General features: G+C 70.7%; 16 protein-coding genes. 11 read left to right on the top strand and 5 right to left on the bottom strand.

The window, feature by feature from the left end; translation table 11 throughout:
• Positions 1-10: 10 nt before the first annotated feature.
• The 9 genes from NGK70_RS25400 (at position 11) to NGK70_RS25360 (ending at position 11,803) form a co-directional block, all read left to right on the top strand.
• The gene (locus NGK70_RS25400; RefSeq protein ID WP_251971211.1) at positions 11-1,630 is read left to right on the top strand and encodes an FGGY-family carbohydrate kinase; all 1,620 of its coding nucleotides are present in this window, start codon (positions 11-13) and stop codon (positions 1,628-1,630) included.
• The gene (locus NGK70_RS25395) at positions 1,627-2,709 is read left to right on the top strand and encodes a 2-hydroxyacid dehydrogenase (RefSeq protein WP_251971210.1); all 1,083 of its coding nucleotides are present in this window, start codon (positions 1,627-1,629) and stop codon (positions 2,707-2,709) included. Before NGK70_RS25400 ends, NGK70_RS25395 begins: the two co-directional genes overlap by 4 nt.
• Before the next feature lie 7 nt (positions 2,710-2,716).
• Positions 2,717-4,468, top strand: coding sequence for a glycerol-3-phosphate dehydrogenase/oxidase (locus NGK70_RS25390; RefSeq protein ID WP_251971209.1), 1,752 nt, complete (start codon positions 2,717-2,719; stop codon positions 4,466-4,468).
• Complete coding sequence (locus NGK70_RS25385; protein ID WP_251971208.1) at positions 4,465-5,172, top strand: class II aldolase/adducin family protein; 708 nt, start codon at positions 4,465-4,467, stop codon at positions 5,170-5,172. The genes NGK70_RS25390 and NGK70_RS25385 overlap by 4 nt, the downstream gene beginning before the upstream one ends.
• The gene (locus NGK70_RS25380) at positions 5,169-6,518 is read left to right on the top strand and encodes an FGGY-family carbohydrate kinase (RefSeq protein ID WP_251971207.1); all 1,350 of its coding nucleotides are present in this window, start codon (positions 5,169-5,171) and stop codon (positions 6,516-6,518) included. Before NGK70_RS25385 ends, NGK70_RS25380 begins: the two co-directional genes overlap by 4 nt.
• Positions 6,515-7,414: a TIGR01459 family HAD-type hydrolase gene (locus NGK70_RS25375; protein ID WP_251971206.1), complete on the top strand. Its 900-nt coding sequence runs from the start codon at positions 6,515-6,517 to the stop codon at positions 7,412-7,414. The genes NGK70_RS25380 and NGK70_RS25375 overlap by 4 nt, the downstream gene beginning before the upstream one ends.
• 41 nt (positions 7,415-7,455) lie before the next feature.
• A complete protein-coding gene (locus tag NGK70_RS25370) occupies positions 7,456-8,517 on the top strand; it encodes a class II aldolase/adducin family protein (RefSeq protein WP_251971205.1) in 1,062 nt (353 codons plus the stop codon).
• 195 nt (positions 8,518-8,712) lie between these two features.
• On the top strand, positions 8,713-10,653 hold the full coding sequence (locus tag NGK70_RS25365; RefSeq protein WP_251971204.1) for a methyl-accepting chemotaxis protein: 1,941 nt from the start codon (positions 8,713-8,715) through the stop codon (positions 10,651-10,653).
• A gap of 175 nt (positions 10,654-10,828) precedes the next feature.
• A complete protein-coding gene (locus NGK70_RS25360; RefSeq protein WP_251971203.1) occupies positions 10,829-11,803 on the top strand; it encodes a sodium:calcium antiporter in 975 nt (324 codons plus the stop codon).
• Positions 11,804-11,818: 15 nt separating this feature from the next.
• On the opposite strand, the gene NGK70_RS25355 is transcribed toward NGK70_RS25360, so the two are convergent.
• The 5 genes from NGK70_RS25355 to gshA all read right to left on the bottom strand — a co-directional run bounded on the left by NGK70_RS25355 (position 11,819) and on the right by gshA (position 18,472).
• The gene (locus NGK70_RS25355) at positions 11,819-13,087 is read right to left on the bottom strand and encodes a putative Na+/H+ antiporter (protein WP_251971202.1); all 1,269 of its coding nucleotides are present in this window, start codon (positions 13,085-13,087) and stop codon (positions 11,819-11,821) included.
• 39 nt (positions 13,088-13,126) lie between these two features.
• Complete coding sequence (locus tag NGK70_RS25350; RefSeq protein WP_251971201.1) at positions 13,127-14,539, bottom strand: glycosyltransferase; 1,413 nt, start codon at positions 14,537-14,539, stop codon at positions 13,127-13,129.
• 375 nt (positions 14,540-14,914) lie between these two features.
• Positions 14,915-15,418: a MarR family winged helix-turn-helix transcriptional regulator gene (locus NGK70_RS25345; RefSeq protein ID WP_251971200.1), complete on the bottom strand. Its 504-nt coding sequence runs from the start codon at positions 15,416-15,418 to the stop codon at positions 14,915-14,917.
• A 21-nt stretch (positions 15,419-15,439) separates the two neighbouring features.
• Entirely contained in the window at positions 15,440-16,924 is a 1,485-nt protein-coding gene (locus NGK70_RS25340; protein ID WP_251971199.1) for a chloride channel protein, read from the bottom strand.
• A 12-nt stretch (positions 16,925-16,936) separates the two neighbouring features.
• Positions 16,937-18,472, bottom strand: a complete 1,536-nt coding sequence (gshA, locus tag NGK70_RS25335; protein WP_251971198.1) for a glutamate--cysteine ligase — start codon at positions 18,470-18,472, stop codon at positions 16,937-16,939.
• 212 nt (positions 18,473-18,684) lie between these two features.
• Here gshA and NGK70_RS25330 point away from each other — a divergent pair, with 212 nt between their 5' ends.
• A complete protein-coding gene (locus tag NGK70_RS25330; RefSeq protein WP_251971197.1) occupies positions 18,685-19,530 on the top strand; it encodes an enoyl-CoA hydratase-related protein in 846 nt (281 codons plus the stop codon).
• A 112-nt stretch (positions 19,531-19,642) separates the two neighbouring features.
• Positions 19,643-22,495: a valine--tRNA ligase gene (locus NGK70_RS25325; protein ID WP_251971196.1), complete on the top strand. Its 2,853-nt coding sequence runs from the start codon at positions 19,643-19,645 to the stop codon at positions 22,493-22,495.
• Positions 22,496-22,521: the final 26 nt, after the last annotated feature.

Below are 22,521 nucleotides of genomic sequence, written 5' to 3'. Positions count from 1 at the left end.
CGCTGAGCACATGGCTTCGCAAGACATCCTCATCGGCATCGACGCGGGCACCTCCGTCATCAAGGCGGTGGCCTTCGACCTCGACGGCCGCCAGCTCGCGGTGGCCAGCACGCCGAACACGGTGCGGCTGGGTGCCGATGGCGCGGCCGAGCAGGACCTGGCCGGCACCTGGGCGGACACCGCCGCCACGCTGCGCGCCCTGGGCGAGCAGCTGCCGGGGCTGGCCGAGCGCACCGCGGCGATCGCCGCCACCGCGCAGGGCGACGGCACCTGGCTGATCGACGCCGCGGGCGAGCCGGTCGGCCCGGCGATGCTCTGGCTGGACGGCCGCAGCGCCCCGCAGGTGCGTGCGCTGCGCGCCAGCCCGGCCGCGGCGCCGCTGGCCGAGCGCAGCGGCACCGCGCTGAACCCCTCGATGCAGAGCAGCCACCTGCTCTGGCTGCGCGAGCGCCAGCCCGAGCGCCTCGCCCGCGCCGCCACCGCGCTGCACTGCAAGGACTGGCTCTACTTCCGCTTCACCGGCGAGCGCGCCACCAGCCCCTGCGAGGGCGTCTTCACCTTCGGCGCCTGGCGCAGCCGCGCCTACGACGACGAGACGCTGGCCCTGCTCGGCCTGGCCGACCTGAAGCGGCTGCTGCCGCCGATCGTCGACGGCACGCGCCACCACGCCCCGCTGACCCCCCAGGCCGCGGCCGACTGCGGCCTGCGCGCGGGCACGCCCGTGGTGCTGCCGATCATGGACGTGCCGGCCACCGTGCTGGGCGGCGGCGGCGTGGCCTTCGACCGCGAGGGCCGCCTGCGCCGCGTCGGCTGCTCCATCCTGGGCAGCACCGGCATGCACGGCTGGGTCAGCGACCGGCCCGAGGACATCCGCCCCAGCGCCGAGGCCGGCTACACCATGCTGATGCCGCTGCCCGGTGCGCAGGCGCGGCTGATGTCGCACATGGCCGCGACGCTGAACATCGACTGGCTGCTGGCCCTGCTGACCGACGCCCTGCGCCTGGCCGGCGCCGCGCCGCCCGCCAAGGGCGAGCTGCTGCAGCGCCTGAACGCGATGGTGCTGGAGGCCGCCCCGGCGCAGGCCGTCTTCCACCCCTACATCGCCGACAACGGCGAGCGCGGCCCCTTCGTCGATGGCGATGCGCGCGCCCAGCTCACGGGCTTCAACACCACCCTCGGCCTGGCCGGCACCGCCCGCGCCGTCTTCGAGGGCATCTGCCTGGCCGCGCGGGACTGCTACAGCGCGCTGGGCCCGCTGCCCGAGGAGATCCGCCTGTCCGGCGGCGCGGCGCGCAGCCCGGCGCTGCGCCAGCTGCTGGCCAGCGTCACCGGCCGGCCGGTGCGCGTCTCGCACCGTGAGGAGTGCGGTGCCGCCGGTGCGGCGATCTGCGCCGCCGTGGGCATCGGTCTGCTGCCGGACGTGGCCGCCGCGCTGCCCGGCTGGGTGGACGCCCAGCTCGGCGAGGAGCTGACCCCCCCCGACGCGCAGCACAGTGCGCTCTACGACGACCTCTTCCCCGTCTACCAGGACCTGGCCGCGCGCGGCCGGCCGGCCTGGCAGCGGCTGGCTGGCCTGCGCGCCGCGCACCGCCCGACTTCACCAAACACCGCTCAGGACTCCCGCGCATGACTTCCCCCTCGTCCCCCCGCACCGCCCCCGTCAAGGTGGCCGTGATCGGCGACCGCTTCATGAAGGCCCACTTCTTCGTCGATGCGCTGAAGGCCGCGCTGCCCGACACCGCGCTGGACCTGCGCACGCTGGAGCTGGACTGGCCGGACGTGCCGATGGCGCACGGCTATTCAGCCGAGGCGGCCAACCCCGACCTGAAGGGCCTGAAGGAGTACCTGGGCGACCCGGCCGAGATGGCCGCCTTCATCGGTGATGCCGAGGTGCTGATCGACCACCTCGCGCCGGTCACCACCGGCATGCTGGCGCGCTGCCCGGCGCTGAGGTTCATCGCCGTCTCGCGCGGCGGGCCGGTGAACATCGACATGGCGGCGGCGCGCGCGCGCGGCGTCAAGGTGGTCAACGCGCCGGGGCGCAACGCCAGCGCGGTGGCTGAGTTCACCATCGGCATGATCCTCGCGCAGACCCGCCTGCTCACCGCCGGGCACGCTTCGCTCAGCCAGGGCCAGTGGCGCGGCGAGCTCTACCGCGCCGACCTCACCGGCGAGGAGCTGTGCAACCAGACCGTCGGCCTGATCGGCTACGGCCACATCGGCACGAAGGTCACCATGCTGCTGCGGCCCTTCGGCTGCCGCATCCTGGTCAACGACCCCTATGTGGCGCTGGACGACACGGACCGCGCCGCGGGCGTCGAGCAGGTGGACTTCGACACCCTGCTGGCCCAGAGCGACGTGGTCTCGCTGCACGCCCGGGTGACGCCCGAGACCACCGGCTTCATGAACGCCAGCGCCTTCGCGAAGATGAAGCGCGGCGCCTACTTCATCAACACCGCCCGCGGCCCGATGGTGGACTACGCGGCGCTGTACACCGCACTGACGTCGGGCCACCTGCGCGGTGCCGGGCTGGAGACCTTCGGCGTCGAGCCCTGCGACCCCACCGACCCGCTGCTGCGCCTGCCCAACGTGTCGCTCACGCCGCACATCGCCGGCGCCTCGCTGCAGACCGTCAAGCGCGCCGCGCAGATGGTGGCCGAGGAGCTGCGCCGCCACCTGGCCGGCGAGCCCGCGCTCAACCCCAGTTGACGCGGCCGTGACCACGAACCCACCCAGCCTGCCCATCGAGCGCCCCATGGACCGCAGCTGCCTCAACCCCGCCCAGCGCGCACGCGACCTTGCCGCTGCACAGGCTTCCACCGCCGACCTGCTGGTGATCGGCGCGGGCGTCACCGGCGCGGGCGCCGCGCTGGACGCCGCCAGCCGCGGCCTGTCGGTGGTGCTGGTGGAGGCCGGCGACCTGGCCATCGGCACCTCCTCGCGCTCGGGCAAGACCTTCCACGGCGGGCTGCGCTACCTGGAGCAGCTCAACTTCAAGCTGGTCGCCCACGCCATCGCCGAGCGCGACCTGATGCTCAAGACGGTCTGCCCGCACATGGCCTGGCCGGAGGCCTTCGTCTTCCCGCTCACCAGCCGCTGGCAGCGCCCCTACGTGGGCGCGGGCATCACGCTCTACGACCTCTTCGGCCTGCCCGGCGGCGCGGTGCCGCTGCAGAAGCACTTCAGCCGCGCCGGGCTGAAGGCGCACATCCCGTCGATCGACGACGCGGTCGCGGTGGGCGGCATCCGCTACTACGACGCACTGATGGACGACGCCCGCCACACCCTGGCGGTGGTGCGCACGGCGGCCCGCCTGGGCACCAAGGTGATCAGCGGCGCGCCGGTGGTGGACTTTGTCAAGGACGCCCCGGGCACGGATGGCGGCACGGCGGGCGCTGCGGTGAGTGGCGTGGTCATTCAGGACCGCGACACCGGCCAACGCCACACGCTGCGCGCCCGCGCAGTGATCAACGCCGGCGGCATCTGGGCCGATGAGCTGCAGCAGCTGGCCGGCGCCAACACCTTCCGCGTCCAGCCGGCCAAGGGCGTGCACCTGCTGCTGCCGGCCGAGGCGATCCAGTCCGACTCCGGCATCCTGGCGCGCGCCACCGACTCGGTGATCATCGCCCGGCGCTGGTACGGCTACTGGCTGGTGGGCACCACCGACACGCCCTGGGACCAGGCCAAGGGCCGCCCGGTGCCCGAGCGCGCCGACATCGACTACCTGCTGGACAACCTCAATCGCTACCTGTCTCGCAAGGTGCGGCCCGACCAGGTGCTGGGCGCCTTCGCCGGGCTGCGGCCGTTGCTGAAACCGGTGGAAGGCGTGGACACCACCTCGGCGCTGTCGCGCGACCACGCGGTGCTGCCCGGCCCGAAGGGGCTGACCACCATCGTCGGCGGCAAGTACACCACCTACCGCCGTATGGCCGAGGACGCGGTGAACGCCGCGATCGCGCCGCTGGGCATCACCACGCCCAGCCGCACCGCGACGCTGCCGCTGGTCGGCGCCGAGCGCTGGGCGCAGACGAAGGGCCGGGATAACGAGATCGCGCTGCGCCACCGGCTCAGCGCCGAAACGGTCAAGTGGCTGCTGGTGCGCCACGGCGACCGCATCGACGAGGTGCTGGCGCTGGCCGAGGGCGACGCCTCGCTGGCCAAACCCATCGACGGTGCGCCGCGCTACCTCAAGGCCGAACTGCTCCACGCGGTGCGCGCCGAGGGCGCCCGCTCGCTGGCCGACGTGATGGTGCGGCGCACCCACCTGTCGATCGAGCTGCCCGACGGCGGCCTGGCGCTGGCCCCGCAGGTGGCCGCCCTGATCGCGCCGGAGCTCGGCTGGGACGACGCCCGCTGCGCCAACGAGCTGCGCGCCTACCGTGAACTGATTGCCGCCGAACGCGCGGCGCTGGACGCCGCCTGCGGGCGCACGCCCAACGCAGGTACCCAGGCAGGAACCCCGACATGAACCGAGAACACTTGGAAGCCGAACTGCGCGCCGCGCTGGTCGAGCACGGGCTGAAGTTCGCGCCCAGCGGGCTGTCGCAGGGCACCTCCGGCAACCTCAGCGTGCGCTGGCACGACGGTGAGGCCGAGGGCATGCTGATCACCCCCAGCGGCGTGGACTACACCCGCCTGCGCCCGCAGGACCTGTGCTTCCTGCGGCTGGATGACGCCAGCGGCACGCAGTGGCGCGGGCCGCTCAAGCCCTCCTCGGAGTGGCGCTTCCACCGCGACATCTACTGCGCCCGGCCGGACGTGGGCGCGGTGCTGCATGCCCACCCGACGCACGCCACCGCGCTGGCGGTGCAGCGCCGGCCGATGCCCGCCTTCCACTACATGGTGGCGGTGGCCGGCGGGCGCGACATCCGCTGCGCGCCCTATGCCACCTACGGCACCGAGGAGCTCTCGCGTAACGCGCTGGAGGCCCTGGCCGGTCGGCGCGCCTGCCTGCTGGCCAACCACGGGATGATCACCGTGGCCGCCGACCTGAGCGCCGCCTTCGCGCTGGGCGTGGAGGTGGAGGAACTGGCCCGGCAGTACCTGCTGGCGCTGGCCACCGGCACCCCGGTGGTGCTGCCCGACGACGAGATGGACCGCGTGCTGGAGGCCTTCAAGAGCTACGGCGCGAATGCCCAGAAGAAAGCGGCGGCGGACGGAGGAGCGGATTGAGCGATCCCGCCCGCGACCTTGCCCGCGATCTGTTCCTCGGCATCGACCTCGGCACCTCCGGCGTGCGGGCGGTGGCGCTGGACGCGGCCGGCGGCCTGATCGCCCAGGCCCGCGCGCCGCTGCCCGAGCCGCTGCGTGAGCCGCAGCCCGACGGCGAGCGCCGCCACCAGGACCCGGCGCTGTGGTGGCAAGCGGTGCAGACGGTGCTGGACGAGCTGCTGACCCGGCTGGATCGCGCCGCCGTGCGCGCGCTGGCGGTGGACGGCACCTCCGGCACGCTGCTGCTGACCGACGCCGCCGGCCGGCCGCTCGCCCCCGCGTCGATGTACAACGACCGCGCGCCCGCCGCCTGGGTGGCCCGCGTGGCCGAGCTGGCGCCGGCCGACAGCGCCGCGCACGGCAGCAGCTCGCCGGCCGCCCGCCTGCTGGAGGCCCTCAGCACCCACCCGCAGGCCGCGCACGCGCTGCACCAGGCCGACTGGATCGCCGCGCAGTTCAGCGGCCGCCTCGGCCTGAGCGACGACAACAACGCGCTCAAGCTCGGCTGGGAGCCGCGCGAGCGCGTCTGGCCGCAGTGGCTGACGCAGGCCAGCGTGCCGAACGGGTTGCTCCCACGGGTGCTGGCGCCCGGCGAGGCGATCGGCCCCGTCACGCCCGCGATCGCCGAGCGCTTCGGCCTGCCCGAAGCCTGCCTGGTCGTGGCCGGCAGCACCGACGGCGTGGCCGCCTTCCTCGCCACCGGTGCGGACCAGGTGGGCGACGCGGTCACCTCGCTGGGCAGCACGCTGGTGGTCAAGCTGCTGGCCGACCGGCCGGTGAGCGCGCCGGAGTTCGGCCTCTACAGCCACCGGCTGGGCACGGGCGGGGGCGTGCGCTGGCTGGTGGGCGGGGCGTCCAACAGCGGCGGCGCCGCGCTGCTGCAGCACTTCAGCGCCGAACGCATGGCCGAGCTGACGCCCGCGCTTCGGCCCGACGCGCCGACCGGGCTGAACTACTACCCACTGCCCGCCCCGGGCGAGCGCTTCCCGATCAACGACCCGGCGCTGCCGCCGCGGGTGACGCCCCGGCCGACGGACGACGCGCGCTTCTTCCAGGGCCTGCTGGAGGGCGTGGCGGGCGTGGAGCAGCTGGCCTACCAGCGCATGGCCGCGCTGGGTGCGCCGGCGCCGCGGCGCGTCTTCACAGTCGGCGGCGGGGCGCGCAACGCGGCCTGGACGCGCTTGCGCGCCCAGGCGCTGGGCGTGCCGATGGCTGAACCAGCCCAGGAAGAAGCCGCCTGCGGCAGCGCCCGGCTGGCACGCCAGGGCTGGACCGCCGCACAAGCGAATCGACAGGAGTGCGGATGACCCGCTGGATACAGGGCCTCGCAGAGATTGCCGCCGGCAACGAGGGCTACGACGGTTTCGTGATCGACCAATTCGGCGTGCTGCACGACGGCACGACCGCCTACCCCGGCGCGGCCGATGCGCTGGCCGAGCTGCGCGCGCGCGGCCGGCGGGTGATCGTGCTGAGCAACTCCGGCAAGCGCGCCGCGCCCAACGGCAAGCGGCTGGCGCGCTTCGGTGTCACGCCGCAGCACTACGACGCGCTGATCACCTCCGGCGAGCTGACGCACCAGATGCTGCGCCAGCGCGACCGCGCGCCCTTCGACCGGCTCGGCCAGCGCGTGCTGCTGGGCCACCCGGAGGACGACGCGCCGCTGATCGAGGGACTGGGCCTGCAGCCGGTGGAGGACGCCGCCGAGGCCGACTTCGTGCTGCTGGCCAGCCTGCCGGAGGACCGCAGCGCCGAGGCCCTGCTGACCCGGCTGGCCGCGGCCACTGCGCGCCGCCTGCCGCTGCTCTGCGCCAACCCGGACCTGCACCGGCTGACGCCACGCGGCGTCGAGCCCTCCACCGGCTGGCTGGCCGAGCGCCACGCCGCGGCCGGCGCCGAGGTGGTCTGGCTGGGCAAGCCGCACGCGCTGATCTACACCGTCTGCCGCGAGGCGCTGGGCCGCTGGGGCTCGCGGCACTTCCTGGCCATTGGCGACTCGCTGGCGCACGACATCGCCGGGGGCCTGGGCGCGGGCTACGACACCTGCTTCATCGGTGCAGGCCTGCACGGGCGGGACTTCGATGCCTGCCGCAGCCCGGCCGAGCGCGACGCGCTGCTCGCTCGCCTGGTCACCGAAGCGGGCGCCAAGGCCGCCTCCGTGCCGCCCACGCCGCAATGGGCCATGCCCACGCTGCGCTGGGTCTGACTCCCTTGCTTCACCTTCTTCCTCCTTCACACCGATCCCGCATGAATGCCGACACCGCCGCTGGTCCCACCCTCCAGGCCCTGGCCGAGGCCTCCGCCCGCCTGGGCGCCGACCCGCTGCTGATCCAGGCCGCGGGCGGCAACACCTCGGTGAAGGTGGACGACACGCTCTGGGTCAAGGCCTCGGGCCTGTGGCTGCGCGATGCGCTGCAGCGCCCGCTGTTAGCGCCGGTGGGGCTCTCCCAGGTGCGCCAGCGCGTGGCCGCCGGCGAGGCCGACCCGGTGGGCCCCACGCTGCGCACGGACCTGGCCCCGCCGGGCCTGCGCCCCTCGATCGAAACCACGCTGCACGCGCTGATGCCCCACCCGGTGGTGCTGCACGTGCACGCGGTGGACGCCATCGCCTGGGCCGTGCTGCCCGACGCGGCCGACGCCCTGCGCGCCCCGCTGGCGGCCTTCCGCTGGGCCTGGGTGGACTACGTGCGCCCGGGCCTGCCGCTGACCCGCGCGGTGGCTGCGCTGACCGCCGAGCGCGAGGTGGACGTGCTGATGCTGGCCAACCACGGCCTGGTGGTGGGCGGCGCCACCGTGGCCGAGGCCGAGGCTCGCCTAGCCGCCGTCGGCTCCGCTTTGCGCCGGCCACAGCGCCGCGCCCCGGCGCCCGACCTGGCGGGCCTGCAGGCGGTCGCCACCGCAGCGGGCGGCTGGCGCCTGCCCGCCGAGGCCCGCTGCCATGCGGTGGCCACCGATGCGCTCAACCTGCGCCGTGCCGCGGCGGGGGTGCTCTACCCGGACCATGTGGTCTTCCTGGGCGATCAGCTCTGCAGGGCGCCAGAGCACGTGGCCAGCGACGAGGCCCTGCTTCTGGCCTTCCTCGCCACGCTGCCGCCAGGCGCCGACCGCCCGCCCTGCGTGGCCGTGCCGGGCCGCGGCCTGCTGGTGCGCGACGACTTGGGCGAAGCCGCCGAGGCGCTGCTGGCCTGCTGGGCCGACGTGCTGCAGCGGCTGCCTGCGCTGCCCGAGCCTGTCAGCCTGCCCCCCGAGGAGGCCCGCGCGCTGACGGACTGGGAGGCGGAGAAGTTCCGCCAGCAGCAGCGGCGCTGAGGTCAGGGGCAGGAGGCGGCACCGTCGCTTGCGGTGAGCACCTGATCTGGGCGGGTGGTTGGCCGTATTTCTGGTCTTGCTCAGTTCGGCGCGCGGTTGATCATCGCTGTACCCATCTGAGGACGCTTGAGTCCGGGGGGTCAGGGATTGGCGTGCGGCCCGCCGTGCGCATCAACGACACGGTGAGCAATGAACATGTCAACGATGACCATCGGCCAGCGCTTCGTGATGCTGGTCCTTTTGTGCGGCCTTGCCATCGGGGTGCCTGCGGCGATGCAGACCCTGACGGCGTGGGGTGAACTGCGCTCCGTGCAGCGAGAGGCCGAGGGCCTGGCGCCCACCCGTTCGCTGCTGGAGGTGGTGCGGCTGGCTCAGCAGCATCGCGGGCTGACTTCGGCATGGTTGTCCGGTGACGAGTCACAGGCGGGCGTTCGCAGCGCCAAGGCGGCGGAGGTGGAGCGGGCGATGGCTGCGTTTGAAGCCCAGTTGCAGTCCGCGGGGGCTGGCGGGACAGCCGTCGGCAAGGATTGGCAACAGGCGGCGACTGCTTTCCGCAGCTTGGTGAAGGAGGTGCAGGCCAGGCAGGTCGATGCACCCACCGCCACGCGCAAGCACACCGCAGCCATCACCGCCATGCTGGACACGCTCGACGAGGTGTTGGGACATTGGGGCCTGATCCTGGATGACGATCCGGCCGGCTACTACACCGTGGCGGGCGCCCTGCAGGAAACGCCACGGATGATCGAGGTTCTCGGCCAGATGCGCGCCCGGGGCGCCGGCCTGCTGGCAGTCGGCGGCGTTCCCGCGCCGATCGAGAAGGCGCGTTTCGAGGCGCTGAGCAGTGGCCTGACGTTGCAGTTCCAGCGCGTCAGCAGCCAGCTGAACCGGTCGGTCGAGAGCCACCAGGGCGAAAGGCAGGCGCTGTCGGCGGCCGTGACCAAGCTCGATGAGCTGGGACGCGAGGGGATCGCCTATGGCCGTCGCCATGTGCTGGAGCCGCAGACGCTGTCACTGGCATCGGCCACCTGGTTCAGCGAGATCACCCGCACCATCGAAGGCATGTATGCCGAGCAGGCTCGGTTGATCGCCACCTTGCAGGCCGACCTGGCCGAGCGTGAGGTGGGCAAGCGCAACAGCCTGCTCCTGATGTTTGGCCTGATCGTTCTGCTGTTCGGTTCAGCGATTGGCGTGGCCGTCGGCACGGGTCGCTGGATCCATCGGCAGCTGGGTGCCGAACCCGCCGAGCTTCGAGAGGCCGCCTCGCATGTGGCGGCTGGCGATCTCGCAGTGGCGCTGCACCTGCGCCCGGGTGATGAGCACAGCGTGATGGCCACGATGGCGCGCATGCAGGCGGCGCTGTCCGACGTGGTGGGCGCGGTGCGCGACAACGCCAGCCAGGTGGCCACCGCCAGCGCCCAGATCGCGCTGGGCAACCAGGACCTGGCCGGGCGCACCGAGTCCCAGGCCAGTGGGCTGCAGGAAACGACGGCGTCGATGGAGCAGTTGCGCAGCACCATCGGCCACAGCGCCGACAGTGCCCGCCAGGCCAGCGCGCTGGCCCAGTCCGCCAGCGAGGTGGCGAGCCGCGGCGGCTCGTCGGTGGCCGCACTGGCGAGCACCATGCAGGAGATCCAGACCAGCTCGCGGCGCATTGCCGAGATCATCGCCACCATCGACGGCATCGCCTTCCAGACCAACATCCTCGCGTTGAACGCGGCGGTGGAAGCGGCCCGGGCGGGCGAGCAGGGCCGCGGCTTTGCGGTGGTGGCTGGCGAGGTGCGTGCGCTGGCGCAGCGTTCCTCCTCGGCGGCGCGCGAGATCCGCACGCTCATCAGCGCCAGCGTCGAGAGTGTGGAGCAGGGCAGCCGAGAGGGGGCCGATGCCGCGGCCACGATGCAGCAGGTGGTCGAGTCGATCCAGCGGGTGTCCGCCCTCATCAGTGAGGTCAGCGATGCCGCCAACGCGCAGGCCCAGGGCGTGTCCCAGGTCGGCGATGCGATTGCGCACGTCGACGAGTCCACCCAGCAGAACGCGGCGCTGGTCGAGGAGAGCGCGGCTGCGGCGGAGAGCCTGCGTCGTCAGGCCGAGGAGCTTCAGCGCTCGGTGTCCGCGTTCCGCACCGCGCGCGCAGTCTGATCTGCCCGCTCGGACCACTCAGCCGGTTACCTGGCCTGCCTGCCGCGAGGAACGGCTGCGGGCTCGGCAGGCGACCGACAGCCCGCCGACCCCTATCATCCTGGCATGGATCGCGCGTTGGTCGGAAGTGGTCATGTTGCCAGCTGAGGCCCTGCTGCAGATCTGGCTGGAGTTCGTGGTCTGCCTCGTGGTGATTGCGTTGGCCGGCCTTCGGTTGAGTCGGTACGGTGAGCGCATTGCTGCGTTGACCGGGCTGTCTCGCAGCTGGGTGGGCCTGGTGCTGGTGGCCACGGTGACGTCCTTGCCGGAAATGGTCACCGGCCTGAGCGCCGTGGTGCTGGCCGGAGCGCCGGACATCGCCGTGGGGGACGCGCTGGGCAGCTGCGTCTTCAACCTGGCGATCCTGGCCGTGGCGGACGTGCTGCATCGCCGCGGACCGCTCTACGCGCAGGCATCGTCTTCGCACATGCTCGCGGCCGGTCTGGGTGTGGGTTTGTGCGCTGCCGTCGCGCTCGCCCTGATGTTGTCTCGCGAAGGGACCGTGCCGGCCATCGGCCACATCAGCCTGGCCAGCGTCGTCCTGCTGGTCCTGTATGCCGGTTCAATGCGGCTGCTCTTCGATGCCGAGCAGCGCAACGGGGCCAGTGGCGTCACGCCCGCCCCCGGGACGATGACGCTCAAGCAGGCGCTGATGGGCTACAGCATGGCTTCAGCGGTCATCGTCGCGATGGGCATCTGGCTGCCGCACCTGGGGGTACAGATCGCTCGGGCGATGGGCTGGTCGTCGTCGTTCGTCGGCACGCTCTTCGTGGCAATGGCCACATCGCTGCCGGAGTTGGCGACCACCTGGGGCGCCATCCGTATCGGCGCGGTGGATCTGGCATTCGGCAACTTGCTGGGCAGCAACCTGTTCGATGTGCTGATCCTCGTGTTGGACGATGTCGCCCATACGTCCGGTCCGATCTGGTCGGCCGTGGCACCGGTGCACGCGGTGTCCGCTGTGATGGCCGCACTGATGAGCGCGGCGGTGATCGTGGCGCTGGCCTGCCGTCCTGCGCGGCGGGTATGGCGTTTGGCCAGTTGGGTGAGCATCGTGCTGCTGGCCTTGTATCTGCTCAATGCGGTCGTGCAGTACGTGCACGGACATTGAGGTGGCGGACAGTGGTCACAGCAGCTGGAATGCCAGAACGGCCACCACGGTGGGCGGCAGGGCGGCGACCAGCAAGCCGAGCGGGTGAATGGCGCCGTCCTCGAACTTCGAACGCAGGATGGCCACGCCTGCTGGGTTGGGGGCATTGGCGATCACCGTCAGGCCTCCGCCGGTGACTGCGCCGGCCACCAGGGCCACCTTGAACTCCTCGCTCAGGCCAGGCACCAGTGAGCCCAGGTAGGTCAGCGCCGCGTTGTCGGTGATGGCCGTCAGCGCCGTGGCGCCGAAGTAGACAGTGGTCGCGTCCATGCCCATCAACAGCGGTTGCAGCCACCACTGCTGCTGGCCACCCAGGACCACCAGCCCGGCCAGGAAGAAGGCCACCAGCAACGCTTCGCGCAGGATCAGCCGGTCCTGATGGCGCTCGTACGCCGTGGCAAAGCCCAGGAAGAACAGGAACAGTCCCATGAACACGGCGGGATGATGGGCGAACACCACCACGCCGAGCAGGAACAGCAGGTGCACCGCGATGACGCTGGCGGGTACGCGCGCCGGGGCGGCATCAACCGTGCTGCGCTGTCCCATGTGGTCCAGCTCCCGACGGAACAGCAGCATCGCGCAGCCCGCATTCACCGCCACCGCCAGCGCCGCCTTCCATCCGAAATGGCTGATCATGTAGACGATGTCCCAACCCCAGACACCCGCCACCATCAGCACCGGCGGCGCGGCAAAGGGGGTGAGCGTGCCGCCGATCGAGATGTTGACGAAAAGCACGCCCAGCGTGCTGTACTTCAGCCGGGTCGATATCGGCCGTGAGAACAACGTCTCGCGCAGCATCAGCGCGGCCAGCGTCATGGCGGCGGGCTCGGTGATGAACGAACCCAGCAGCGGCACCAGCGCCAGCACGAGGAAGTACATCGCCATGCCCTGCGGCAGCGGGGTGAAGCGCGCCGCCAGCCGCACGAGCGATCCGGCGAATTGAAGAACGGCGCGGGTGCCGGCGATCACCATGATGGCGAAGACGAACATCGGCTCGGTGAAGTTGCGTGATTCGAGGTAGCCGGTGGCGTCCTGCTTTCCAGCGAGCGCGAACATCGACAGCATCAGCACCATCGCCCAGAAGCCAAACACCACCTCTACCTCGCCCAGCAGGTGCCAGAGGCCAGCGTGGCGAGGCTGGGAGTGGGCCAGGCGCTCGAAGAACTTGGTGGCGAAGGTGTGGGCGACGGCCAGCGCGAAAAGCGTGGCGCCGATCATCTGGACGGTGGTCGGGGAGGGGGGCATGGGTCAGAGGCGGGCTTGGAGGCGCAGGGTCCCCGGACGTCAAGATGGCAGGGCCGGCACAGGTGCCAGTGGCGCCCGTGGCGCAGGGACCAGCGCCAGCAGCTCGGCAAATGACGAGACGATGGTCACACCTGGCACCTGGCTGAGTATTGGTGAACGTGGCGCCATGGCGAGCGGCCTGTCAGCTGCGGTGAGCATGCCCAGATCATTCAAGTTGTCGCCGATCGCCCAGCATTCAGTCACGGCAGGGGGCTGTGTATCGGCGCGGAAGCGGCGCAGGACATGGCTCTTGCAGACGCTGATCTGTGCGCCTGCGGCATCCAGGAAGGCCGGGTTCAGGCGCAGTACCCCGGTACAGACATCGTTGTCGAACTGCAGCAGGTGGGCCAGGGCAAAGTCGGCGAACACGCGGCGCCGGATGATGTCCGCGGCCACGAACCAGCTGTCAGACACCACCCCCACCATGAAGCCGGCCCGGCGCATGCGGTTGATGAACTCGATGGCATCCGGGCGCAACTCGGTTTGGCGCGCCACCCTCTCGAACTCTTCTCGGTGCACGAAGCGAAACAGCTCCGCAATGCGTTGGCTGCGCGTGGCTGCATCGTCGTTGGGGTGGTCCAGCAACGGCTGCAGGCGCGCTTCGCGGCCGGTGGACAGCGCGAGGTCGACCACGAAGCGACTGGTCGTGAGCGTGCCATCCATGTCGAGCAGCAACAGGCGCTGGCGCCCACGACGGCGGGAAAGCACCAGCTCGATGCTCGCCGCCGCCTGGCGTTGCATTTCGTTCATCGCCACGACCTGCTCGACATGCAGGCGCCCGGTCTGGCGGGCGTGGGCGTAGATGACGCGGGAGACCTCGTTGGCCATCATGGTGAGGTCGTGCAGGGGCTGGCTGTCGTTCTCGAGGGAACCGATATCGACTTCGGCCAGCCGGGCTCCTGCGCGTGCGGCACCGATGAGCAAGCCGATGTCCACGCCATAGCCGTCCTCGAAGCGCAGCGAGTGCAGCAGGCTGCGGCGCGCGGCGATGATGCCACCCAGTGGCTGGGCGAAATGTGCGACTTCTGGAAAGAAGACCTTCAGCATCGGCTTGGCGGTCAGCTCGGTGACCCGCCCGCCGCTGCGACCGAAGCAGGCCTTCACGAAGTCCGCCTCGCCGCGAAGCAGTGGCCGGCACAGGTCGCTGATCAGGCCCGGGCGCAGGCCGGCCAGGTCGCCGTCCAGGTAGACGATCAACTCCTCGCGTGCCAGCTCAAGCCCGTCGCGCATCGACGGTCCCTTGCCCAGCATGCTGCTCAGGATCACCCGGGCGCCAGCGTCACGTGCGAGTTCCGCCGTCGCGTCGATGGAACTGTCGTCCACCACGATCACTTCGGCCGTCGCCGGGTCCGCCAGCGCATGTCGCACCACGTCGGCGATGCGGCGCGCCTCGTTCAGTGCCGGAATGACCACCGTGGCGCAGGAGGCGAGGGGGAGCCGGGGGACCGCGGCCCGAACCGGGGTGTCACCGTGCCGTCTGGACGTCCAGGGCCAGTGGCCCCATCGGGACCACCAGGACCTGGGGTCGAGGCGGCTGAGCAATCGACTCAGGAAGGCCGGCGTCAAACGGGTCATGGGGGCCTCAAGTGGGAGAAGTGGGTGGCAATTGTATTTGCACAAATGCAATTGTTTACAATGCGCCTGCTGACGCCAGACCCCATCCGGGCGACCAGCTTGTTCAGGGCAATTTGCTCTTTGGGCCTCGCAAGAGGCCTATTTTTTTGTGCGTTTCAAGAGGATCGCTCCATGCCGAGTGAGTCGCTCACGGCCACTCGGCAATGGGCGCCCTCACAAGCCGAGCGGCAAGTTCGCGTCGCGTTCGTTGGTATCGATCAGCGCGATCAGTTCGGCGAGGTCATCCTCAAGGCGAGCCAGCGTGGGCTCGCTCAGGCGCGCGAGCGCCTGTGGCAGGACGCCGCTGAAAGGGCTTGGCGCCATTTGCAGCAAAAGCCGTCCCTCAGGTCTCAGGCTGAGCCGCACGCTGCGGCGATCGGCCTCGGTGCGCTTGACGTCGATCAGGTGGCGCGCAGCAAGGGCACGCACGATGTTGCTGGCCGTGGACTGGTGAATGTCCATGGACCGCGCCAGATCGTTCACCCCAAGCCCTTCCGATGAAGCGATCAGGCTAAGCGCCCACAACTGGGCCCCGCCCAGCCCGGCGCTTTTCTGCACCTGCTGGAAATGGGTCTTCACGGCATTGAACACCAACCTGAACTGGCGCAGCACGCGTCCGGCGGGTTCATCCGCTGCATCGCTGGCATGCAGGGCAGTATTCGGTGGGGAGACGGTCATGGGCATCGGCAGATGTGCCCGTCACGGCGCGGGCTTCGCTGGGGCGGTCCCGCCCCGGACGTCGCGCGATCCCGCGCCAGTCAGGCCAGGAGGCAGGCCCGCGGACAGTTCGAGGTACATCGGTCTTGCCACGAGGCGCGATACGCCGCTGGCCAGCATCGCGCTGGCCATCAGGCTCAGTACCATGGCGTGGCCGGACACCATCTCCATAACAATGATGAACGCGGTGATCGGTCCTTGGGTTGACGCTGCGAGGAAGCCCACCATGCCCAGGGCGATGAGCGGGATCGTCTCGGTGCCGAACACGCCGAAGAGGGCGGCCACGTCATGTCCGATGCCGGCGCCGATCGTGAGCGACGGCGCAAACATGCCGGCGGGAACGCCACTCCAGGCGGACAGCCAGGTTGCGCAGAATTTCAGCAGGGTGAACACGCCGGGCAGTTCGGCGCGGCCTTCCAGCAGGTCGCGTGTGGCCACGTAACCAGCACCAGCGGTGCTACCGCCCGTGGCAATGCCGATCACTGCCACCGCCAAACCACACCCTGCGGCAAACCGGTACGGATAGGTGCGCCGCCAGAGGCTGAAGCGGTCCGGCAATCCCTGCAGGGAGACCACCACGAGTCGTGAAAAAAGTCCTCCCGCAAAACCACTCACCAAGGCCACCAGCAAGCCCGGCACCAGCAGCGACCATGTCAGCTGCTGCACTTTTAGTCTTCCGAAGTAAGTCTCGTTGCCAAACACTGCCACAGCCATCATGCCCGCCAGCACGATGCTCGCGATGACCAGCGAACTGTGCGACATGCTGCGACGCCTGGACAGTTGCTCGAGTGCGAACACCACTCCGCCCAGCGGCGTATTGAACGCCGCCGCAATGCCGGCGGCGGCGCCGGCCACCATGAGGTCGTGGCTGTCGATCCCGCTGTGCGGGGACAGCCAGCGTCGGGCGTGAACCATCACCCCCGCACCCACCTGGACGGTCGGTCCCTCCCGCCCGATGGACAGGCCCGCCAGCATCCCGCCCGCCACGAGGCCGATCTTGTGCATCGACAGCCGAAGGCTGGCCAGACGACGCACACCAGCCTCCGGCAGGTCATCCTCGAGGGCACGGATCACCTGTGGAATGCCTGAACCGGCAGCGCCCGGCACGAAATGGCGCGTCCACCACAGCAGCAGCACCGTCAGAAGCGGGGTCCACGCCAGCGCAACCCAGGGGCCGAGCGGATTGCCGTGGGCCATCTCGGCGAAGGCCCGGGTGGAACCTTCTGCTGCCAGGGTGAAGCCGACCACGATCAGGCCGGTGAGCGCGGCATGGGCCAGCACGACCGATCGATCGGCCCACTGCCGACCGGCGCGCGCTTCGGCGGTCAGGCGTTGCCAGAACTCCGGCTCGACACCACGGACGACGCGCCAGCTGCGGCGTGTCCCCACGCGCAGGCGGCGGTGCAGCGTGCGAGGCCGCGGTCTTTCGGCTGGCGATGTCTCGTCGGCTGAGGTGGGACCTTGCATCGTCCGGTGGTGTCAGGTGTCGGTGGTTCGAGGACGCAGCGTTTCGGGGGCCAGGTAGGCCTGCCGCCAGGCCTCGAAGGGCGGCTTGTCCTCCGCTTCGATGCGGCGCTGCTCGGCCTGCGAGGCGCTTGCCTCGGCCTCGAAAGCCGCCTGCAGCTCGGCAGCCAGGGGCCGGCGCAGCAGCTCGGCGTGGGTGACGGCCGACTGCGACTGCACGAAGGCGGTGTAGCTGCCGCCGAAGTCGCTGCGCATGGCCGCCAGCACCCGTGCCGAAGGGAGCTGCTCGGGGGCATCCAGGCGCTGCAGCGCCTCGCGCAGGGCCTGCGCATGGGCCTCGCCACCGGCAGACGCATCCAGTGCCGCCGCAATGGGGCCGCAGGCCTGCAGGATCTCGCGGGCCCAGTCGACCAGCCGCACGCTCTGGCGGCCGCGCTCCAGGCGCAACGCCGGGTCGCGCCCGCGCGCCGCGCAGAGGTGCTGGTTGCGCGCCAGCCGGGCGATTTCGCCGGGTGTGTCGGGCGGGCTGTCGCTGAGCAGGCAGTGCAGCAGGAAGGTGTCGATCAGCCGCATCGTGGCCGTGGCGATGCCCACCGGCTCGAAGGGGTCCAGGTCCAGGCAGCGCACCTCGACGTACTCGACGCCGCGCTCGCGCAGCGCATGCAGCGGGCGCTCGCCACGGCGGATCACTCGCTTGGGGCGGATCGTGCCGTAGAACTCGTTCTCGATCTGCAGCAGGCTGGTGGCGAGCTGGTTGTAGTCGCCGCCCAGGTTGCGCACGCCCAGGCGCTCGTAGGGCGGGAAGGGCCGGGTCAGCGCGCCTTCGAGCGAGCCGGCGTAGTCCTCCAGGCTGTTGTAGCTCACCGCCAGCGCGGCCTGCGCGTCGCTCTGGTAGCCCAGCCGGCCCATTCGCAGCGAGGTGGCATGCGGCAGGTAGAGCGTGCCGCCGGCCAGCGGCTCCAGCTCGTGGTCGCGCCCCTCGACGAAGCTGGCGCACACCGCCGGCGAGGCACCGAACAGGTAGAGCAGCACGAACGAGTGGCGCCGGAAGTTGCGGATCAGCCCGAAGTAGTCGTCGCTGCCCAGCCCCGGCAGCGACCAGTTGTAGTGGATGCCCGAGATGGTCTGCATGCGCCGGCCATAGCGCTGCCCCAGCCCCATGCGGTAGATGCTCTTGGCGCGCCCGACGTGCGAGGTGCCGTAGCGGCCCAGCGGGATGGTCTCGTCGGTGGGCAGCCGGCAGGGCATGCTGCCCACCCACATGCGCTCGTCGCGGCCCAGGGCGTGGGCGACGAACTGGTGGATCTGCGTCAGCTCGGTCAGGCAGGCCTCGGCGCCGCCGTGCACGCCGGTGATCAGTTCCAGCTGCGATTCGCTGAAGTCGGTGGTGATGCGCGCATGCGTGAGCGCGGAGCCAAGGGCCTGCGGGTGCGGCGTCAGCGCGAGGTGGCCATCGTCGCGCACGCGCAGGCTCTCCTTCTCCACGCCTCGGCGCAGGCCGGCGAGGCGCTCGGGGCCCAGGGCGTGGAGGCGTTCGGTGAGACGGTTCATGGTCGTTGCTTCCTGATCTGCGGACGGAACGCTAACAGGTTCGCACCAACCCGAGGCAGCGCTGTGAAATAGTCGATGGATGGTGCCGGTCCGACGCAAGGCCCGCTGCCCCCCGGTCGGTGTCGCCCGCGGGGCAGCGGCGCGGCCGCGGTGCACCACAGAATGCGCTGCCGGACCCTTCCGGTCCGATGGTGAGAACCCCAGGAGCAGCGATGAGCGACGCAGGCAACGAGGTCTTTTTCCAGGTCGACGAGCGCGCCAACGGCGTGAGCGTGCTGACGCTGTGCCGCCCCGAGCGGCTCAACACGATGGCGCCGGCCTTCTTCCCGGCCCTGCGCGATGCGGTGCAGCGCCTGCAGGCCGAGGGCCGCACCCGTGCGCTGGTGCTCGCCTCCACCGGCAAGCACTTCAGCGCGGGCATGGCGCTGGACGTGTTTGCCAGCGGGCTGTCGCTGACCGATACCTCCGACGCGCGCCGGCGCCTGGCCTTCCAGACCGGCCTGCGCCAGCTGATGGCCTGCTTCGACGTGCTGGAGCAGGCTCACTTTCCGGTCATTGCGGCGATCCAGGGCGGTTGCCTGGGCGGCGCGCTGGACCTGGCCGCCGCCTGCGACCTGCGCGTGTGCAGCGCGGACGCCTTCTTTGCGGTGCAGGAGATCCACATCGGCATGGCCGCCGACCTGGGCGTGCTGCAGCGCCTGCCCAAGATCGTGCCGCCCGGCGTGGCGCGCGAGCTGGCCTTCACCGGCGAGCGCCTGGGCGCCGAGCGCGCGCTGGCGGTGGGCCTGGTCAACGCGGTGCTGCCCGACGCGGCCGCGGCGCTGGAGCGGGCGCTGCAGCTGGCCGGTGCGATCGCCACCAAGTCGCCGGTGGCGATCGCCGGCAGCAAGCTGGCGCTGAACTACGCGGTGGACCACCCGACGATGGATGCGCTGCAGCAGATGACGCTGCTGCAGAGCGCGATCTTCGACATCGGCGAGATGGGCCGGGCCATCGAGGCCTGGCAGCGCAAGGCGCCGGGCGAATTTGCTCCGCTGGCGCCGGTGGCGCCGCTGTAGGCGCTTCGTTCGCGGGCTGGGCTGCGCGGTCCATAAAATCAAGGGTTTCGCTCGTCCCGCCCTGGTCCCTGTGACCGGGGGCCGGATCGCCCTGTGTTTCGAGAGCCCGCCCATGTCCGCCGACGCCCTGTCCAAGTCGTTTGAACCCTCCCCCATCGAAGCCAAGTGGGGCCCGCAGTGGGAGGCCAGCGGCGTTTATGCGCCCACGCTGGACCCGGCTCGGCCGAGCTTCTCGATCCAGCTGCCGCCGCCGAACGTGACTGGCACGCTGCACATGGGCCACGCGTTCAACCAGACCATCATGGACTCGTTGACGCGTTACCACCGCATGCGCGGCTTCAACACCCTGTGGGTGCCGGGCACCGACCACGCCGGCATCGCCACGCAGATCGTGGTGGAGCGCCAGCTGCAGGAAAAGGGCATCAGCCGCCACGACATGGGGCCGACCCCGGCCGAGGCGCGCCGCAACTTCGTCGCCAAGGTCTGGGAGTGGAAGGAGGAGTCGGGCTCCACCATCACCCGCCAGATGCGCCGCATGGGCGACTCGGTGTCGTGGGACCACGAGTACTTCACGATGGACGACAAGCTCAGCAAGGTCGTCACCGAGACCTTCGTGCGCCTGTACGAGGAGGGGCTGATCTACCGCGGCAAGCGGCTGGTGAGCTGGGACCCGATCCTGAAGTCCGCCGTGTCCGACCTGGAGGTCGAGAGCGAGGAGGAGGAGGGCCACCTCTGGCACATCCGCTACCCGATCGAAGGCTCGGATGAATCGCTGGTGGTGGCCACCACCCGGCCTGAAACGATGCTGGGCGATACCGCGGTGATGGTGCACCCGGAAGATGAGCGCTACAGCCACCTGATCGGCCGGCAGGTGCGCCTGCCCATCACCGGGCGCCTGGTGCCGGTGATTGCCGACGCCTACGTCGACAAGGAATTCGGCACCGGCGTGGTGAAGGTCACCCCGGCGCACGACCAGAACGACTACCAGGTGGGCCTGCGCCAGGGCCTGGAGATGATCACCATCTTCACGCTGGATGCGGCGGTGCGCGCCGACCTGGATGACATCCCGCTGGAGCTGCGCGGGCTGGACCGCTTCGTCGCCCGCAAGGCGGTGGTGGCTGACCTGGAGACCGCCGGCCTGCTGGTCGAGGTGAAGAAGCACAAGTTGATGGTGCCGCGCTGCGCCCGCACCGGCCAGGTCATTGAGCCGATGCTGACCGACCAGTGGTTCGTGGCAATGACCAAGGCCAGCCCGTCGACCGGGAAGTCGATCGCCCAGGGCGCGATCGAGGCGGTCGAGTCCGGCGACGTCAAATTCGTCCCCGAGAACTGGGTCAACACCTACAACCAGTGGATGAAGAACATCCAGGACTGGTGCATCAGCCGCCAGCTCTGGTGGGGCCACCAGATCCCGGCCTGGTACGGGGAGAGTGGCGAGCTGTTCGTGGCGAAGTCCGAGGAAGAGGCCCGCGCGAAGGCGACCGCGGCTGGCTACAGCGGCGCGCTGACCCGCGACCCGGACGTGCTCGACACCTGGTACAGCTCCGCGCTGGTGCCCTTCAGCACGCTGGGCTGGCCGGAGAAGACCATCGAGCAGGACCTCTTCCTGCCCAGCTCGGTGCTCGTGACCGGCTACGACATCATCTTCTTCTGGGTCGCCCGGATGATCATGATGACCAAGCACTTCACCGGGCAGGTGCCGTTCAGGCACGTCTACATCCACGGCCTGGTGCTGGACGCGCAGGGCAAGAAGATGAGCAAGTCCGAGGGCAACGTGCTCGACCCGGTGGACCTGATCGACGGCATCGCGCTGCCCGAGCTGCTGGTCAAGCGCACCACCGGCCTGCGCAAGCCCGAGACCGCGCCCAAGGTGCGCAAGGCCACCGAGAAGGAGTTCCCGGAGGGCATCCCGGCCTACGGGGCAGACGCGCTGCGCTTCACCTTCGCGGCCATGGCCACGCTGGGCCGCTCGGTGAACTTCGACAGCAAGCGCTGCGAGGGCTACCGCAACTTCTGCAACAAGCTCTGGAACGCCACCCGCTTCGTGCTGATGAACTGCGAGGGGCAGGACTGTGGGCTGGACGAGCACGGTGCTGTGCAGTGCGACACCGGCAGCTACCTGCGCTTCTCGCAGGCCGACCGCTGGATCACCAGCGAGCTGCAGCGCGTCGAGGCGGCGGTGGCGCAGGGCTTCGCCGAGTACCGGCTGGACAACGTGGCCAACGCGATCTACCAGTTCGTCTGGGACGAGTACTGCGACTGGTACCTGGAGATCGCCAAGGTGCAGATCCAGGTCGGCACGCCCGAACAGCAGCGCGCCACCCGCCGCACGCTGATCCGGGTGCTGGAGACGGTGCAGCGCCTGCTGCACCCGGTGACGCCCTTCATCACCGCCGAGCTCTGGGCCGTGGTGGCGCCGGTGGCGGGCCGCCGGACGGTGGACAACGTGGCGGCTGCCGTCTATCCGGTGGCGCAGCCCGAGCGCATCGACCCGGCGGCGGATGCCTGGATGGCCAAGCTCAAGGAGCTGGTCGGTGCCTGCCGGGCGTTGCGTGGCGAGATGGGCCTGTCACCGGCCGAACGCGTGCCCCTGCTGACGATCGGCGATGCCGGCTTCATCGCCGAAGCGGCGCCGGTGCTGAAGGCGCTGTCCAAGCTCTCCGAGGTGCAGGTGATCGCCGACGAGGCCGCCTTCAGCGAGGCCACGCGCCTGGCGCCGGTGGTGGTGCAGGGCGATGCCCGGCTGGCGCTGAAGGTGGAGATCGATGTCGGCGCCGAGCGCGAGCGCCTGGGCAAGGAGATCACCCGCCTGAGCGGCGAGATCGTCAAGGCCGAGGCCAAGCTGGGCAACGAGAGCTTCGTGGCCCGTGCACCGGCCGCGGTGGTGGCGCAGGAGCGCCAGCGCCTGGCGGACTTCAGTGCGACGCTGGCGAAGCTCCAGGACCAGCTGACGCGCCTGACCTGAACGAGCCTGAACGAGCCTGAACGACG

Origin of the sequence: Sphaerotilus microaerophilus, assembly GCF_023734135.1 — a bacterium.
Lineage (GTDB): Bacteria > Pseudomonadota > Gammaproteobacteria > Burkholderiales > Burkholderiaceae_C > Sphaerotilus > Sphaerotilus microaerophilus.
The sequence above is the reverse complement of the archived record's forward strand: the minus strand, read 5'-3'. Positions and strand labels throughout refer to the sequence as shown.